Origin of the sequence: Xanthomonas sp. AM6 (assembly GCF_025665335.1) — a bacterium.
GTDB lineage: Bacteria > Pseudomonadota > Gammaproteobacteria > Xanthomonadales > Xanthomonadaceae > Xanthomonas_A.
Map to the genome: position 1 here is coordinate 4,052,480 of NZ_CP106869.1, position 15,424 is coordinate 4,067,903.

The 15,424-nt window shown below is 69.7% G+C and carries 14 protein-coding genes; 8 read left to right on the forward strand and 6 right to left on the reverse strand.

Features of this window, described 5'->3' with window-relative positions:
• The first annotated feature begins 51 nt into the window (after nt 1-51).
• On the forward strand, nt 52-2,955 hold the full coding sequence (locus OCJ37_RS17300; protein ID WP_263110927.1) for a valine--tRNA ligase: 2,904 nt from the start codon (nt 52-54) through the stop codon (nt 2,953-2,955).
• 203 nt (nt 2,956-3,158) lie between these two features.
• Here OCJ37_RS17300 and OCJ37_RS17305 read toward each other — a convergent pair whose 3' ends face one another.
• The 4 genes from OCJ37_RS17305 to pssA form a co-directional block, all read right to left on the reverse strand.
• Nucleotides 3,159-4,310: a pectate lyase family protein gene (locus OCJ37_RS17305; protein WP_263110928.1), complete on the reverse strand. Its 1,152-nt coding sequence runs from the start codon at nt 4,308-4,310 to the stop codon at nt 3,159-3,161.
• 564 nt (nt 4,311-4,874) lie between these two features.
• Nucleotides 4,875-5,363 (reverse strand): ribosomal protein S18-alanine N-acetyltransferase, encoded by a 489-nt coding sequence (gene rimI / locus OCJ37_RS17310; RefSeq protein WP_263110929.1) that lies wholly within the window; start codon nt 5,361-5,363, stop codon nt 4,875-4,877.
• On the reverse strand, nt 5,360-5,851 hold the full coding sequence (locus OCJ37_RS17315; RefSeq protein ID WP_263113727.1) for an alanine acetyltransferase: 492 nt from the start codon (nt 5,849-5,851) through the stop codon (nt 5,360-5,362). The genes rimI and OCJ37_RS17315 overlap by 4 nt, the downstream gene beginning before the upstream one ends.
• An 8-nt stretch (nt 5,852-5,859) precedes the next feature.
• On the reverse strand, nt 5,860-6,633 hold the full coding sequence (gene pssA / locus OCJ37_RS17320) for a CDP-diacylglycerol--serine O-phosphatidyltransferase (protein ID WP_263110930.1): 774 nt from the start codon (nt 6,631-6,633) through the stop codon (nt 5,860-5,862).
• 75 nt (nt 6,634-6,708) lie between these two features.
• Between pssA and OCJ37_RS17325 the strand changes: the two genes are divergently transcribed.
• The 3 genes from OCJ37_RS17325 (at nt 6,709) to OCJ37_RS17335 (ending at nt 9,647) form a co-directional block, all read left to right on the forward strand.
• A complete protein-coding gene (locus tag OCJ37_RS17325) occupies nt 6,709-7,101 on the forward strand; it encodes a DUF4124 domain-containing protein (protein WP_263110931.1) in 393 nt (130 codons plus the stop codon).
• Between the two features lie 100 nt (nt 7,102-7,201).
• Nucleotides 7,202-8,896 carry a proline--tRNA ligase gene (locus OCJ37_RS17330; protein ID WP_263110932.1) on the forward strand — a complete coding sequence of 565 codons (1,695 nt, stop codon included), beginning with the start codon at nt 7,202-7,204 and terminating at the stop codon, nt 8,894-8,896.
• A gap of 280 nt (nt 8,897-9,176) precedes the next feature.
• Nucleotides 9,177-9,647, forward strand: a complete 471-nt coding sequence (locus tag OCJ37_RS17335) for an H-NS histone family protein (RefSeq protein WP_263113728.1) — start codon at nt 9,177-9,179, stop codon at nt 9,645-9,647.
• A 70-nt stretch (nt 9,648-9,717) separates the two neighbouring features.
• Here OCJ37_RS17335 and OCJ37_RS17340 read toward each other — a convergent pair whose 3' ends face one another.
• Nucleotides 9,718-10,977: a threonine/serine exporter family protein gene (locus OCJ37_RS17340; protein ID WP_263110933.1), complete on the reverse strand. Its 1,260-nt coding sequence runs from the start codon at nt 10,975-10,977 to the stop codon at nt 9,718-9,720.
• 108 nt (nt 10,978-11,085) lie between these two features.
• Here OCJ37_RS17340 and OCJ37_RS17345 point away from each other — a divergent pair, with 108 nt between their 5' ends.
• From OCJ37_RS17345 to OCJ37_RS17360, 4 genes are all read left to right on the forward strand, one after another.
• A complete protein-coding gene (locus tag OCJ37_RS17345; RefSeq protein ID WP_317633196.1) occupies nt 11,086-12,198 on the forward strand; it encodes an ABC transporter permease in 1,113 nt (370 codons plus the stop codon).
• A gap of 79 nt (nt 12,199-12,277) precedes the next feature.
• Nucleotides 12,278-13,099 carry an ABC transporter ATP-binding protein gene (locus tag OCJ37_RS17350; RefSeq protein ID WP_263110935.1) on the forward strand — a complete coding sequence of 274 codons (822 nt, stop codon included), beginning with the start codon at nt 12,278-12,280 and terminating at the stop codon, nt 13,097-13,099.
• A 3-nt stretch (nt 13,100-13,102) separates the two neighbouring features.
• On the forward strand, nt 13,103-14,029 hold the full coding sequence (locus OCJ37_RS17355; protein WP_263110936.1) for an MlaD family protein: 927 nt from the start codon (nt 13,103-13,105) through the stop codon (nt 14,027-14,029).
• Entirely contained in the window at nt 14,026-14,694 is a 669-nt protein-coding gene (locus tag OCJ37_RS17360; RefSeq protein ID WP_263110937.1) for an ABC-type transport auxiliary lipoprotein family protein, read from the forward strand. Before OCJ37_RS17355 ends, OCJ37_RS17360 begins: the two co-directional genes overlap by 4 nt.
• A gap of 144 nt (nt 14,695-14,838) precedes the next feature.
• On the opposite strand, the gene OCJ37_RS17365 is transcribed toward OCJ37_RS17360, so the two are convergent.
• Nucleotides 14,839-15,420 carry an alpha-ketoglutarate-dependent dioxygenase AlkB family protein gene (locus tag OCJ37_RS17365; protein ID WP_263110938.1) on the reverse strand — a complete coding sequence of 194 codons (582 nt, stop codon included), beginning with the start codon at nt 15,418-15,420 and terminating at the stop codon, nt 14,839-14,841.
• Nucleotides 15,421-15,424 lie beyond the last annotated feature (4 nt).

The following is a 15,424-nucleotide window of genomic DNA, read 5'->3' on the forward strand; positions in this document are numbered from 1 at the left end:
ACCATCCCTGCACCCCATCCCCAATCCCGAATAACGAATCCCGGCTTTCCAATGACCACCCTCGCCCCCAGCTACGACCCCAAATCCTTCGAAGCGCGCCTGTATGCGGCGTGGGAGCAGGCCGGCTACTTCAAGCCGTCCGGGCAGGGCGAGCCGTACACGGTGCTGCTGCCGCCGCCGAACGTGACCGGCACGCTGCACATGGGCCACGCCTTCCAGCAGACGCTGATGGACGCGCTGGTGCGCTACCACCGCATGCGCGGCTTCGACACGCTGTGGCAGGTCGGCAGCGACCACGCCGGTATCGCCACCGAGATGGTGGTGTCGCGCAACCTGGCGCTGGAGGGCAAGGGCGAGACCCGCGACTCGCTGGGGCGCGAGGGCTTCATCGCCAAGGTCTGGGAATGGAAGGCGCAGTCGGGCGACACCATCGAGCGGCAGATGCGCCGGCTGGGCACTTCCAGCGACTGGTCGCGCAGCACCTTCACCATGGACCCGCAGCCGTCGGCGGCGGTGGTCGAGGCGTTCGTGCGCTGGCACGAACAGGGCCTGATCTACCGCGGCCAGCGCCTGGTCAACTGGGACCCGGTGCTGAAGACCGCGATCTCCGACCTGGAAGTGGAGAACGTGGAGGAAGACGGCTTCCTGTGGTCGATCGCCTACGCGCTCGAGGACGGCGCCAGCTACGAGCACGTCGAGCGCGATGCCGACGGCAACGAAACCCTGCGCGAGACCCGCGACTACCTGGTGGTGGCCACCACGCGCCCGGAAACGATGCTCGGCGACACCGCGGTGATGGTGCATCCGCAGGACGAACGCTACGCGCACCTGATCGGCAGGACGGTGACGCTGCCGCTGACCGGGCGCCAGGTGCCGGTGATCGGCGACGATTACGTGGACCGCGCGTTCGGCACCGGCGTGGTCAAGGTCACGCCGGCGCACGATTTCAACGATTACCAGGTCGGCGTGCGCCACGGCCTGCCGATGATCAACCTGTTCACCCCGACCGCGGCGATCAACGACAACGCGCCGGAACGCTACCGCGGCCTGGACCGCTACGACGCGCGCAAGGCGGTGCTGGCCGAACTGGAAGACCTCGGCATCCTGGTGGAAACCAGGCCGCACAAGCTGCAGGTGCCGCGCGGCGACCGCACCGGCCAGGTGATCGAGCCCTACCTCACCGACCAGTGGTTCGTGAAGATGGACGCGCTGGCCAAGCGCGGCCTGGAGCTGGTCGAATCCGGGCAGATCCAGTTCGTGCCGCCGAACTGGATCAACACCTATCGCCACTGGATGGAGAACATCCAGGACTGGTGCATCAGCCGCCAGCTGTGGTGGGGGCATCGCATTCCGGCGTGGTTCGACGACGCCGGCAACTGCTACGTCGGCCGCGACGAGGCCGACGCGCGCGCGAAGGGCGGCCTGCCCGCCGACGTCGCCCTGCACCAGGACAGCGACGTGCTGGAGACCTGGTTCTCCTCGCAGCTGTGGCCGTTCTCGACGATGGGCTGGCCGGACGCGCAGGCGATGGCCGAGCGCGGCTTCGACCGCTACCTGCCGTCGAGCGTGCTGGTCACCGGCTTCGACATCATCTTCTTCTGGGTGGCGCGGATGATCATGGCCACCGACAGCTTCACCGGCCAGGTGCCGTTCCGCGACGTGTACATCACCGGCCTGATCCGCGACGCGCAGGGCCAGAAGATGTCCAAGTCCAAGGGCAACGTGCTCGATCCGCTGGACATCATCGACGGCATCGGCATCGAGGACCTGGTCGCCAAGCGCACCACCGGCCTGATGAAGCCCACCGACGCGCCGAAGATCGAGAAGGCCACGCGCAAGGAATTCCCCGGCGGCATCATCGCCCACGGCGCCGACGCGCTGCGCTTCACCATCGCCGCGCTGGCCGGCCACGGCCGCGACATCAAGTTCGACCTGGGGCGCGCCGAGGGCTACAAGAATTTCTGCAACAAGCTGTGGAATGCCAGCCGGTTCGTGCTGATGAATACGCGCTCCGAGGATTCCGCGGACGCGACAGTGGCAAACGCGTCGCCACGCGCCCAGATGGCGAACCATGCGGACACCGCCTTGCATCTGAACGCGCGCCAGCACGTGCCCGTCACCGATGCCGAAAAGTGGATCCTGGTGCGGCTGGACAAGGTCGCCGCCGAGGCGCAGGCGCATTTCGCCGCCTACCGCTTCGACCTGCTGGCGCAGTCGCTGTACGAGTTCGCCTGGAACGAGTTCTGCGACTGGTTCCTGGAACTGGCAAAGCCGGCCTTGAACGGCGACGACGCCGCAGCCGCCGACAGCACCCGCCACACCCTGCTGCAGGTGCTGGAGACGCTGCTGCGCCTGCTGCACCCGCTGATCCCGTTCGTCACCGAGGAGCTGTGGCAGCAGGTGGCGCCGCGCCTGGGCATCGCCGCGCCGACCATCTCGCTGCAGCCGTATCCGCATGCCGGCGAGCTGGACGTGACCGCCTATGCCGGCGCGGAAGCCGACATCGAATGGCTCAAGGCGATGGTCTCGGCGCTGCGCCGGGTCCGCAGCGAGCTCAACGTGCCGCCGTCCAAGCTGGTGCCGCTGCTGCTGCAGGGCGGCCAGGCCGACGACCGCACGCGGGTGGAGCGCTTCGCCTCGCAACTGACGTTCCTGCTGCGGCTGGAGGCGATCCAGTGGCTGGACACCACGCAGGACACGCCGCCGGCGGCCGCGGCGATCGTCGGCGAGCTGCGCCTGCTGGTGCCGCTGCAGGGGCTGGTCGACCTGGACGCCGAGCGCACGCGCCTGGACAAGGAGATCGCCCGGGTCGGCGCCGAGCAGGACAAGAGCGCGGCCAAGCTGGAGAAGTTCACCGACAAGGTGCCGGCGGCGGTGGTCGAGCAGGAGCGGCAGCGCCTGGCCGACTGGACCGCGCAGCTCACCGGCCTGCGCGAGCAGCGCGCCAAGCTGTAGCGCCCAGGCGGCGCGCTGCAGGCGATCGCGGCGGGCGCGGTGATGCGCGCCGGCCAGCGTTCTCATCGACAACTGTAGGAGCGGCTTCAGCCGCGACAGGCACCACCGGTCATGCCCGTCGCGGCTGATGGCCCAAGGCCACCCGGAGTCGCCCACAATGGCCTGACATGCCGCCGCCGCAAACTGGCGGCGGCACATTTCCCTCAGAGCTTGCCGGCCCCGGCCTTGGCCTTGACGTCGTTCGCCACCTGGTTCGCCGGCAGCAGCGCGTAGGTGTACGGCGGCGTCCAGCCGATGCTGTTGTTCCACGCGCAGGTCAGCGCCTGGCCGTTGAGCAGCGAGCCGAAGTCGCGGTACACGCTGCCGCCGTAATCGGCGGCGATCTTGTCGCAGCCGCTGACGCCGGCGATGTCGAAGGCGTTGTTCTCGGAGAAGATCTTCGACTCCTTGCCGACGCCGTGCGCGTAGGAGAACGGATACACCGCGTGGCCGGTGCTGCCCACGTGGTAGTTGTTGTACAGGTGCACCTGGCCGTAGCGCACCCGCGGCGCGCGCGCGGAGATGTTCTCGAACAGCGTGTTGTGGATGGTCACCTTCAGCTTGCCGCTGTCGGTGCTGGAGGCGCTGTCGCTGGAGCCGATCAGGTTGTTCTTCTCGTGCGACTTGAACGCCGAGTAGGACACGGTCACGTAGTTGGCGCCCTTCTTGATGTCCAGCGCGCCGTCGTGGTGCTGCTTGGGGCGGCCGTTGGCGGTGCCGTTCTGGTCGTCGGTGCGGCGTCCGTCGGTGAAGGTGACGTGGTCCACCCACACGTTGCTGGCGCCCTCGATGGTCAGGCCGTCGTATTCGGCGTTCCAGTTGCCGGCGCTGCCGTCGTCCGGGTCCCACACCGGCTGCGGATCCCACGGGTTCTCGATGGTGAGGTTGCGGATGATCACGTCGTTGGCCTTGACGTACAGATAGCCCTCGCGGATCTCGGCGTTGCTGCCGATGCCGATCAGCGTGGTCTTGGTCGGGATGTCCAGGCGCGCGCGGCTCTTCATGTCCGCGGTGGTGCTGTACGGCGTGCCTTCGCTGACGTCGATGATGCCGCTGACCTTGATGATGCGGCCGTTGCTGCCGACGCTGGCCTTCAGCGCGGCCTTCAGCTGCGCGGCGGTGCTGACGCTGTAGACGTTGGCGGCCGCGGCCTTGGAGCCGCCCTTGGTGCCGCCGTTCTGCGTCGCCCAGCCGGTGCTGGCGACGTCCAGGCTGGCGTCGGCGCAGGCGCTGCCGGCCGCGCCCGCCAGACAGACCGCAAGCGCAATCGCGTGGGCGCGCGTGCGCGGGGATGCAATGAGTGACTGTGTCTTCATCCTGGAACCTCGTAGGCATGGGTGGAGCGGTCGCACGCAGCGCGGAAAACGCAAGCGGCGCGAGCGCATTCGCTGTCCCTTCGGACAATTGCGCACCAGTCCATCGAACGGGGCAGCGCCGAAGAGGCGCGCACTGTAGGCAGCGCGTTCGGCTTGGGAAGAGACAAATGCAGCGCGCGGGGATCCAACGCTGCGATATGTGGAAGGCATCTAGCAAAAACGCGGGTGCGACGCGGCGCGCTCACCCGCTCCCGCTGCGGGACAACAACGCTGTCCCGGCGACACGTGGCGACATTGCGCAGAACCCGCGATGCGTTGCGGAGCGACGGAAAAAGTGCAATGACCGGGAGCGGCACCTGGGCGGGTTCTGCGCCCGGATTGTCGATCGCAGCGGGCGACACCGGTACAGCGCGTCGCGACTGAAGTCGCTCCCACAACATTTCGGAGTCGGCAACATCTGCGTCGAAATGCTTTGGCGATCGGGAAAAAAGGCCGGAGGCGGACGCGGCACGCAACGCACTTGCGATACGCCCAACGGCGCCGGCAGCGGCACGCCGTCGCGCGTTACGACATGCCTTCGAAGAACAGCTCGATGGCCATCACCAGCGCGTCCTCGCGCCCGTTCGCCGCCGGGTAGTAGCGCGGACGGCGGCCGATCTCGTTGAAACCTTCGCTGTGGTACAGCGCGATCGCGTTGGGATTGGACGGGCGCACTTCCAGGAACACGCGGCGCGCGCCCAGGTCCGCGCCGTACTTGATCAGCGCGCGCAGCAGCAGGCGCCCGTAGCCGCGCGACTGCCGTTCCGGCGCGACGCAGACGTTGAGGATGTGCGCCTCGTCGGCCGCCACGCTGATCACCCCGTAGCCGACAATCTGGCCCTGCTCCAGCAGCACCCAGCCCGGGTAGCCGGCCTGCAGGCAGTCGCGGAAGATGCCGCGCGTCCACGGGAACGGATAGGCGCGGCGCTCGATCTCCATCACCGTGTCGAGATCGGTCTCGCGCAACGCGCGCAGCGTCGCCCCTGGCGCGGATGCCGTGCCCAGCGCGCTCATCGCGGCGCCTGCCTGCGCAGCGCGCGCAGCTGCGGCCACAGCGCGCGCTTGGCGGCGGCGTTGCCGCGCAACTCGGCCAGCGGCCAGGTCGCCATCAGCGTCTGCGTGGCCGGATCGTTGGGGTTGCGCCCGGAAGCGCGCAGCAAGGCGATCTGCAGCCGGTCGGGCAGGCGCAGGCCGGCGCGCCGCGCAGCCGGCACGGGCGCGCCGCGATGCGGTTCGGCAACGTCGGCCGGCGCGGCCGGCGCGCGCGCCCGCGGCGGCGGCGACACCGGCGCGGGCGTCGGTGATGGCGCGGATGCGCGCGCATGGACCGGCGCCGCGCGCTCGGCCGGCGCCGGCGCCATGCCGGCGGCGTCATCGCGCGCCTCGGGCACTGGCGCCTGCGCGACCACCGCATCGGCATCCACGCCCACGTAGAGCGTATGTCCCAACGCCTGCAGCCAACCGTGCTGCTCGGCCGACCACAATGGCGCGTCGTTGGCCATCGCCTCGCTCACGTCGCGTCCGGCAGCTTGCGCCAGCGCCGCCACAGCCAGTAGCAGGGGCCGGACAGGGCGTACAGCACGCCGATCGCCAGCAGCGCGCGCGCCAGGTCGATGACCAGCACCGCGATCACGATGGGCGCCAGCACCAGCATCAGGAACGGCACCCGGTCGGCGCGCGGGCCCTTCTCGCCGCCCTTGAAGCTCCAGAAGCGGATGCGGCTGACCATCAGCAGCGCCGCGGCCACGGTCAGGCCCAGCGCCACGTAGCGCAGCTGCTCGCCGTCCCAGCCGAGGTTGCCGTCGGCAAACGCCCACACGAAGGCCATCATCAACCCGGCCGCGGCCGGGCTGGCCAGGCCGACGAACCAGCGCTTGTCGACGGTGCCGACCTGGGTGTTGAAGCGCGCCAGGCGCAGCGCGGCGCAGGCCGCGTACAGGAACGCCACCGACCAGCCGACCCGGCCCATCACGCTGCCGTCGAACTTCAGCGCCGACAGCGACCAGTGGTACATCACCAGCGCCGGCGCCATGCCGAAGCTGACCAGGTCGGCCAGCGAGTCGTACTGCACGCCGAATTCGCTGCTGGTGCCGGTCAGCCGCGCCACCCGCCCGTCCAGCCCGTCCATCACCGCGGCGACGAACACCGCCACGCTGGCGTGCACGAACTGGCCGTTGGCCGCGGCGATGATGGCGTAGAAGCCGGAGAACAGGCCGGCGGTGGTGAACAGGTTCGGCAGCAGGTAGATGGTGCGCGAACGGGGGGGCGGGCGGGATGGGTCCATCCGGGCAGTTTAATCGACTTGCCAGGCCCGTCGGCGGGTGCTGCAATCGGCGCTCGCCCCGCCCCGGAGAACGTGATGCGCGCCCTGCCCCGGCTTTGCTGCCTGTTCCTGCTCGCCGCCAGCGGCGTGGCCGGCGCCGCCACCCTGTACCAATGGAAGGATGCGCAGGGCGTCACCCACTATTCGCAGAGCCCGCCGCCGGGCGGCAAGTACCAGGCGCGGCGGGTCGACAGCCACGGCGGCGCCCCGGCCGAGGCCACCGAGGTCGCCGCGCCGGCCGAGAACGCCAACTGCCTCAGCGCGCGCAGGAACCTGGACATCCTCGGCAAGCCGGGCAAGGTGATGACCGACCGCGACGGCGACGGCAAGCCCGATGCCGAACTGGACGATGCCCAGCGCGAGGCGCAGAAGGGCCTGGCCGAGGCCGCGATCAAGGCCTATTGCGCAGCGCCCGCCGCCGCCGAGTGAGCGCGCGCGGCCGGCGCGGACGCGGCGCCGGCCGCCGCGCATCCCCGCAGCGCCGGCAATGACTGGCAAAATGGGCGCCCGCCGTCCACGAAGCCCCTCGATGCGCCTTTCCCAGTTCCACCTGCACACCACCAAGGAAACCCCGGCCGACGCCGAACTGGTCAGCCATCGGCTGATGCTGCGCGCCGGCATGATCCGCAAGCTCGCCTCCGGCCTGTACACCTGGTCGCCGCTGGGCCTGCGCGTGCTGCGCAAGGTGGAGGCGGTGGTGCGCGAGGAAATGAACCGCGCCGGCGCGGTGGAAGTGTTGTTCCCGACCATCCAGCCGCGCGAGCTGTGGGAAGCCACCGGGCGCTGGAAGAAGTTCGGCGGCCTGATGCTGCGGATGAAGGACCGCAAGGACCAGGAATACTGCTACAGCCCCACCGCCGAGGAGGCCGCCGCCGATTTCGCGCGCCAGGAGCTGAGCAGCTACAAGCAGCTGCCGGTCAACTTCTACCAGATCCAGACCAAGTTCCGCGACGAGATCCGCCCGCGCTTCGGGGTGATGCGCGCGCGCGAGTTCCTGATGAAGGACGCCTATTCGTTCCACGTCAGCGACGAGGACCTGGCCCGCGAATACGAGAACATGAAGGCCGCCTACAGCCGGATCTTCACCCGCCTGGGCCTGCAGTTCCGCGCGGTGCAGGCCGATTCCGGCGACATCGGCGGCGACGCCTCGCAGGAATTCCACGTGCTGGCCGAGTCCGGCGAGGATTCGCTGGCGTTCTCCACCGGCTCGGACTACGCGGCCAACGTCGAGACCGCGGTCGCCGCCGACCCGGCGCCGCGTGCGGCTGCGCAGGAAGAGCTGCGCAAGGTCGCCACGCCGACCCAGAAGACCTGCGAGGCCGTGGCGCAGCTGCTCGGCATCGCGCTGCAGCGCACGGTCAAGTCGGTCGCGGTGATGGCCGGCGAGACGTTCGTGCTGGCGCTGGTGCGCGGCGACCACGCGGTGAACGAGATCAAGCTGGGCAAGGTCGCCGGCCTGGCCGGCTACCGCATGGCCAACGAAGCCGAGATCCGTGCCCACCTCGGCAGCGAACCGGGCTTCCTCGGACCGCTCGGTCCGCGCCAGCCGATCCGCGTGGTCGCCGACCGGGACGTGGCGGCGATGGCCGATTTCGTGGTCGGCGCCAACGAGGCCGGCTTCCACCTGGCCGGGGTCAACTGGGGCCGCGACCTGCCCGAGCCGGACGCCGTCGCCGACCTGCGCAACGTGGTCGAAGGCGAACGCGCGCACGACGGCGGCGAAATCCGCCTGGCGCGCGGCATCGAGGTCGGCCACGTGTTCCAGCTCGGGCGCCAGTATGCGCAGGCGCTGGACGCCACCGTGCTGGACGAGCACGGCAAGACCGTGGCGATGGCGATGGGCTGCTACGGCATCGGCATTTCGCGCATCGTCGCCGCGGCGATCGAGCAGAACCACGACGAGGCCGGCATCCGCTGGCCGCAGCCGATGGCGCCGTGGTCGGTGGCGGTGTGCGTGATCAATCCCAAGCGCGACCCGGCGATCGACGCGGCCGGCGAGGCGCTGCTGGCCGAGCTGCAGCAGGCCGGCCTGGACGCGGTGCTCGACGATCGCGGCCTGCGCGCCGGCGCGATGTTCGCCGATATCGAACTGATCGGCATTCCGCACCGCGTGGTGGTCTCCGAGCGCGGGTTGGCGGCCGGCACCTTCGAGTACCGCGCGCGCAGCGGCGGCGAGGCCGAAAGCCTGGACCGCGCCGCATTGCTGGCGCGCCTGCAGGGTTAATCGGAAAGGCCGGGAATATATCCCGGCCTTTTTTTTTGCGCGGCCTTCGTTACGACACCGCTTGCACATTTGCCGCGGCAATATGCCCTGGCGGAACGCGACGGCATGCCGGTTTTATTTGACAAGCGGAATCCGGCGCGTATAAGTGTCCCGCACGCCGATCCTGCGGCGGCCGCATATCGAAATAAGCGGAATATTTGTCAATCCGATAAAGCGATATTATGATTCCGCTCGAGCCAGGGAATGGCTGTATGCCCATCATCCATTTTCCGGAGTACAGATGACCATCGATCTCAGCGGCCTGTCGGCCAAGCAGTTGGGCGCTCTTATCAAGACTGCCAAGAAACAACAGACCATCGTCGCCAAGCGCACGCCCATCGCGAAGGTCCGCACCCAGCTGGCACGCCTGGCCAAGACCCACGGCTACAGCCTCGATGAAGTCCTCGGTGGCGCCGCTCCGGCCAAGCGCGGCCGCAAGGCCGCCGGCAAGCCGGGCCCGAAGCCGGGCCGCAAGCTGGGCAAGGTCCCGCCGAAATACCGCAATCCGGCCAATGCGGCGGAAACCTGGACCGGCCGCGGCAAGCAGCCGCGCTGGCTGGCCGAGCAGGTGAGCAAGGGCAAGAAGGTCGAAGACTTCCTGATCGCGGCACCGGCCAAGTCCGCGGCCCCGGCCCCGGCAAAGAAGACCGCCAAGAAGGCGGCCAAGAAAGTCGCCAAGAAAGCCAGCAAGTCCGCCGCATCGAAAAACTGATCCGTCGATTGGCGGATATTCGAAAGACGCCGGCGCGAGCCGGCGTTTTTCATGCGCGCCGCGGCGGCCGCTAGAGATTCTTCCGCGCCGGCACCAGCAGGTTGCCGAACAGCAGGCCGGCGACCAGCGCCATCACGATATTGGTCACCGCCAGCAGCGCCGACTGCCCGCCGGGCACGTCGTGCTGCTGCACCAGGGTCAGCAGGCCGCGCAGGCTGGCGCTGCCCGGCACCAGCATGATGATGCCGGGCAATCGGATCAACGCGCCCGGGCGGTGCACCAGCCGGCCGAACAGGTTGCCGGCCGCGGTCAGCGACATCGCCGACAGGAAGATGCCGACCGGGCTGCCCCAGGCCTCGCCGGCCACGCGCGCGATCACGTAGCCGGCCACCGAGGCCGCCATCACCCACGGATAATCGCGGCCGCTGGCCTTGAACAGCAGCGCGAAGGCATACGCGGCGACCGGCAGCGAGGCCCATTCCACCCAGTCCGCCTGCGGCCGCGACGCGTGCACCATCGGCTCCAGGCCCAGCAGCTGCGCCAGGGTCACCGCGATCACCGCGCCCACGGTCAGCTTCAGGATCGTGGTCACCGCGCCGGCGAAGCGCGCCGTGCCGGAGACCCAGTGCTGGCTGGTCAGTTCGTTGACCGCGTTGGTCAGCGCCATACCCGGCAGCAGCACCACCAGCGAGGCGATGATCACCGAATTGAGGTTCAGCGGCGCCACGCTGGTCGCCACCAGCGCGGCGACCACGCCGGCCAGCAGCGCCGCCAGCGCCTCGTTGGCCTCCTTGGCCGCCGGACGCTTGTCGGTGAACTGGGTCAGCGCGCCGATCAGCAGGCCGATCGCGGTGGCGGTGGCGATATCCAGCCACGGCAACCGCCACAGCCCGGCCACGCCGGTCGCGGCCAGGCCGAAGCCGAGGATCTGCATCGCCTTCCAGCGCCGCCCCGGCGGGCGGTCCAGCTGGCGCAGCGCGGTGTGTCCCTGGGCCACGCTCATGCGCCCGCTGGCGACGTCGTCGGCGATGCGATCGGCGACGCTGAGCTTGTGCAGGTCGTTGTCGCCCGGCGCCAGCCGCACCACGCGGGTGATGTCGCTGGAGCCGATCGCCTTGGTCGGGTCGCTGAAACTGAGGATCAGCCCGGTCGGGTTGGACCAGGGCTCGCAGTCCAGGTCCAGTTGCTGCGACAGCGCCACCACCGCCGCTTCCAGGCGCTGCGCGGTGGTGCCGTAGGTGTGCAGGCGGCCGGCGATCTCGGAGACGAAGGCGATCCGCTGCGCATAGGTGGCGGCGGTGGACGGGCTGGCGGTAGGCGCGGCGGGCATGTCGGCTAGTATGGCGCGAACGCCGCGCGCAGCCACCTCCGTGGCGCGCGACGACGTTGCAATGCGGGCGAAACGGGTATGCTCGCGCCCGGACGCCCCGGACGCCCCATGATCGAACCGCAACCGCCCACCCTCAGCCAGGACGACCGAGACCCCTCGCGGGTGCGGCTGTCCGGCAGTTGGACGCTGGCCACTGCGCTGGCCTCGTCGGACGTGCTGCGCACGATGCCGTCGGGCACCACCGGCATCGACGCCAGCGGCATCGGCCAGCTGGATTCGGCCGGCGTGCTGCAGCTGATGCGCCATGCCACCCGCAACGGCATCGCCCACGAAGCGCTGCAGTTCCGCCACGACCACCAGGCGCTGGTCAGCACCATCGAGGACGTCGCCGACGACCGCCCCAAGCGCAAGCGCGACTACGGTTTCGCCGCGGCGCTGGAGCGGCTGGGCTACGCGGTGCACCGCAACGGCAAGGAGATCGTCGCGCTGGTCGGCTTCCTCGGCGAGACCCTGGTCAAGGTGCTGCGCCTGGTGCACGAACCGCGGCGCTTCCGCCTGACCTCGACCGTGCACCACATGGAGCAGGTCGGGCTGGACGCGGTGCCGCTGGTGGCGCTGCTGTCCTACCTGGTCGGCGCGGTGATCGCGTTCCTGGGCTCGACCATCCTGCGCGACTTCGGCGCCGAGATCTACGTGGTGGAACTGGTCAGCATCGCCTTCCTGCGCGAATTCGCAGTGCTGCTGACCGCGATCGTGCTGGCCGGGCGCACCGCCAGCGCGTTCACCGCGCAGATCGGCGCGATGAAGGCGCGCGAGGAAGTGGACGCGATCCAGACCCTGGGCCTGGACCCGATGGACCTGCTGGTGATCCCGCGGCTGGTGGCGCTGCTGGTGATGCTGCCGCTGCTGACCTTCGTGGCGATGATCGCCGGCCTGGCCGGCGGCGTCACCGTCGGCGCCTTCGACCTGGGCATCCCGCCGCAGATGTACCTGGCGCGCATGCACGAGACCATCCAGCTGCGGCACATGCTGGTAGGCCTGTCGAAGGCGCCGATCTTCGCGATCGTGATCGGCCTGATCGGCTGCCTGGAAGGCCTGCGCGTGGAAGGCACCGCGCAGTCGGTCGGCGAGCGCACCACCTCCAGCGTGGTGCAGACGATCTCGCTGGTGATCATCATCGACGCGGTCGCCGCGCTGTGGTTCATGAACGTGGGGTGGTGATGGAGCCGGGATTGGAGAGTGGGAATTGGGGATTCGTCGACGCCGGGCGCCTTGCGCTGCCTGGTCGGGAGCCATTGCCTTGACCAATCCCGAATCCCCGATCCCGAATCCCGAAGAAGACCTGGCCATCTCGGTGCGCGGCCTGCTCAACCGCTTCGGCAGCCAGACCGTGCACGAGGATCTGGACCTGGACGTACGCCGCGGCGAGATCCTCGGCGTGGTCGGCGGCTCGGGCACCGGCAAGTCGGTGCTGATGCGCAGCATCCTGGGCCTGCGCGATCCCGATGCCGGCCACATCCGCGTGCTCGGCGTGGACACCGACTCCAAGCGCCGCGAAGACCGCCTGCACGTGGAGCGCAATACCGGCGTGCTGTTCCAGGACGGCGCGCTGTTCTCCTCGCTGAGCGTGGGCGAGAACGTGCAGGTGCCGCTGAAGGAGCACTTCGGCGAACTGCCCGACAGCTGGCACTACGAACTGGCGCTGCTGAAGGTGAAGCTGGCCGGGTTGCCGGCCGACGCGATCAACAAGCTGCCCTCGCAGCTGTCCGGCGGCATGCGCAAGCGCGCCGGGCTGGCGCGCGCGCTGGCACTGGACCCGCCGCTGCTGTTCCTGGACGAACCCACCGCCGGGCTGGACCCGATCGGCGCGGCCGCCTTCGACCGGCTGATCCGCACCCTGCAGGAAGCGCTGGGGCTGACCGTGTTCCTCATCACCCACGACCTGGACACCCTGTACGCTATCTGCGACCGCGTGGCGGTGCTGGCCGACCGCAAGGTCATCGCCACCGCGCCGCTGGCGCAGATCGAGCAAGTCGACCACCCCTGGATCCAGGAATACTTCCACGGCCCGCGCGCGCGCGCGGCCCGCGACGCCAAGACCGCCTGGACCGAGAAAGCCTGAGCCATGGAAACCAAAGCCAACTACGTCCTGATCGGCGCCTTCACCATCGTGGCCGGGCTCGCCTTGCTGCTGTTCGGGCTGTGGGCCGCCAAGTATTCGTCCGACCGCACCTGGCAGGAATACCGGGTGGTGTTCCGCGAGGCGGTCACCGGCCTGTCGGTGGGCAGCCCGGTGCAGTACAACGGCATCGCGGTCGGCTCGATCACCGAGCTGACCCTGGCGCCGAACGATCCGCGCCAGGTGGTGGCGCGGGTGCGGCTGAACTCGACGACCCCGATCAAGAGCGACACCCGCGCCAAGCTGGGCATCACCAGCCTGACCGGACCGTCGATCATCCAGCTCTCCGGCGGCACCCCGGAGGCGCCGTCGCTGACCTCGGTCGACACCAGCGACGCGCCGATCATCCAGACCACGCCGTCGGCGCTGCAGAACATCACCGACACCGCCAACCGCATCGTTGAGCGCCTGGACGAGGTGCTCAGCGACCGCAACGTGGCCAGCATCACCGCCACCCTGCACAACCTGGAGACGATCAGCGGCTCGCTGGCCAACCGCGACGAAGGCATGCAGTCGCTGATCCTCAGCGCGCGCGACGCCGCGCGCAACCTCGACGTGACCCTGAAGACCACCAACGGCACCATCCAGCGCCTGGACCAGAACCTGGTGCAGCAGCTGCCGCCGATCCTGGACAAGCTGGAAAGCACGCTGAGCAAGCTGGATTCGGCCAGCGGCAACGCCGACAAGATCCTTGGCGAGAACCGCGCGGCGATCAACAGCTTCGCCAACGACGGCCTGGGCCAGCTCGGCCCGACCCTGACCGAGCTGCGCGGGCTGATCCGCGACCTGCGCCGGGTCAGCGACCGCCTGGACAACAACCCCGCGCGCTACCTGCTCGGCCGCGACGCCCCGAAGGAGTTCGAACCCAAATGAAGCCGACGCGCGCCCTCCTGCTGCTCGCCATCCCGGCCCTGCTGCTCGCCGGTTGCTCGGCGCTGACCGGCGGCAGCAAGGACCCGGTCACGATCTACGCGCCCGACGTGCGGGTGACGCCGGACCCGTCCTGGCCGCAGGTGACCTGGCAGCTGGCGATCGCCAAGCCCAGCGCCGCGCGCGTGGTCGACAGTGCGCGCATCGCGGTGCGCCCCACCCCGGGCGAACTGCAGGTCTACAGCGGCGTCGGCTGGGCGCAGCCGGCCACCGACATGCTCGAGGACACGCTGGTGCGCGCGTTCGAGGATTCCGGGCGCATCCCCGGCGTGGCCCGGCTCGGCACCGGCATCCGCGCCGACTACAAGCTGCTGCTGGACCTGCGCCGCTTCGAATCCGACTACGCCGGCCGCGACCTGCCCTCGGCCACGATCGAGCTCAACGCCAAGCTGCTGTACACCCCCGACCAGCGCGTGGTCGCCTCGCGCACCTTCCTCGCCGCGCAGCCGGCCGCCAGCACCGACAAGGCGCAGGTCGCCGACGCCTTCGGCCAGGCGCTGTCGCAGCTGAGCGGCGAGGTGGTCGGCTGGACCCTGCAGCAAGGCCAGGCGGATGCAGCGACCGCACTGGCGCCAGCGCCGACGATCGCCCCAACCCCACGCCGCTGAGATTTAGCCCTGCTCCCACCGGAAGGGTTGGGTGAGGGTACGACCGCCAGGAATGCGCACCATCAGGCTTCGCTCGCCCCCTCATCCGCTCCGAGGCACTTCCCCTAGAAGGGGCCATGGTCCCGATGGGAGAAGGGACCGCGGCTACTCCGTGGCAACCCTGCGAAACGTCAGATTGATCCGCTCGCCGACCGGCTTGGCGGTCCGCGGCAAGGCGTGCCGGTACAGCCGCTGGGTCTCGCCTCCCATCAGCAGCAGCCCGCCCGTGCTCAGTTCCAGCGCCTGGCGCAGCGCCGGTTCGCTGCGATGGCGCAGCACGAAGCGGCGCGTCGCGCCCAGGCTCAGCGAGGCGATCAGCGGGCGCGGTCCCAACTCCTTCTCGTCGTCGCTGTGCCAGCCCATCGCGTCGCGGCCGTCGCGGTAGCGGTTGGCCAGCACGCTGTTGAACGGCACCCCGGTTTCCGCGGCCAGCCGATCGCGCAACGGCCGTAGCGCCGGCGGCCACGGGTGCGGCGCGAAGCGGGTGCCGGAGTAGCGGTAGCTCGCCTCCGGGTCGCCGATCCAGCAACTCAGCCGCGGCGAATCGACCAGCCGCCCGAACAGGCGGATGCGGTGCACTTCCCAGGCCACCTCGCCCAGCAACTGCGCGAACAACGCCGCCGCCTCCGCCGGCGCCAGCCAGCCGGGCAGCCAGCGGACGTCGGCGCCGGGCAGATCCAGTTGCATCGCG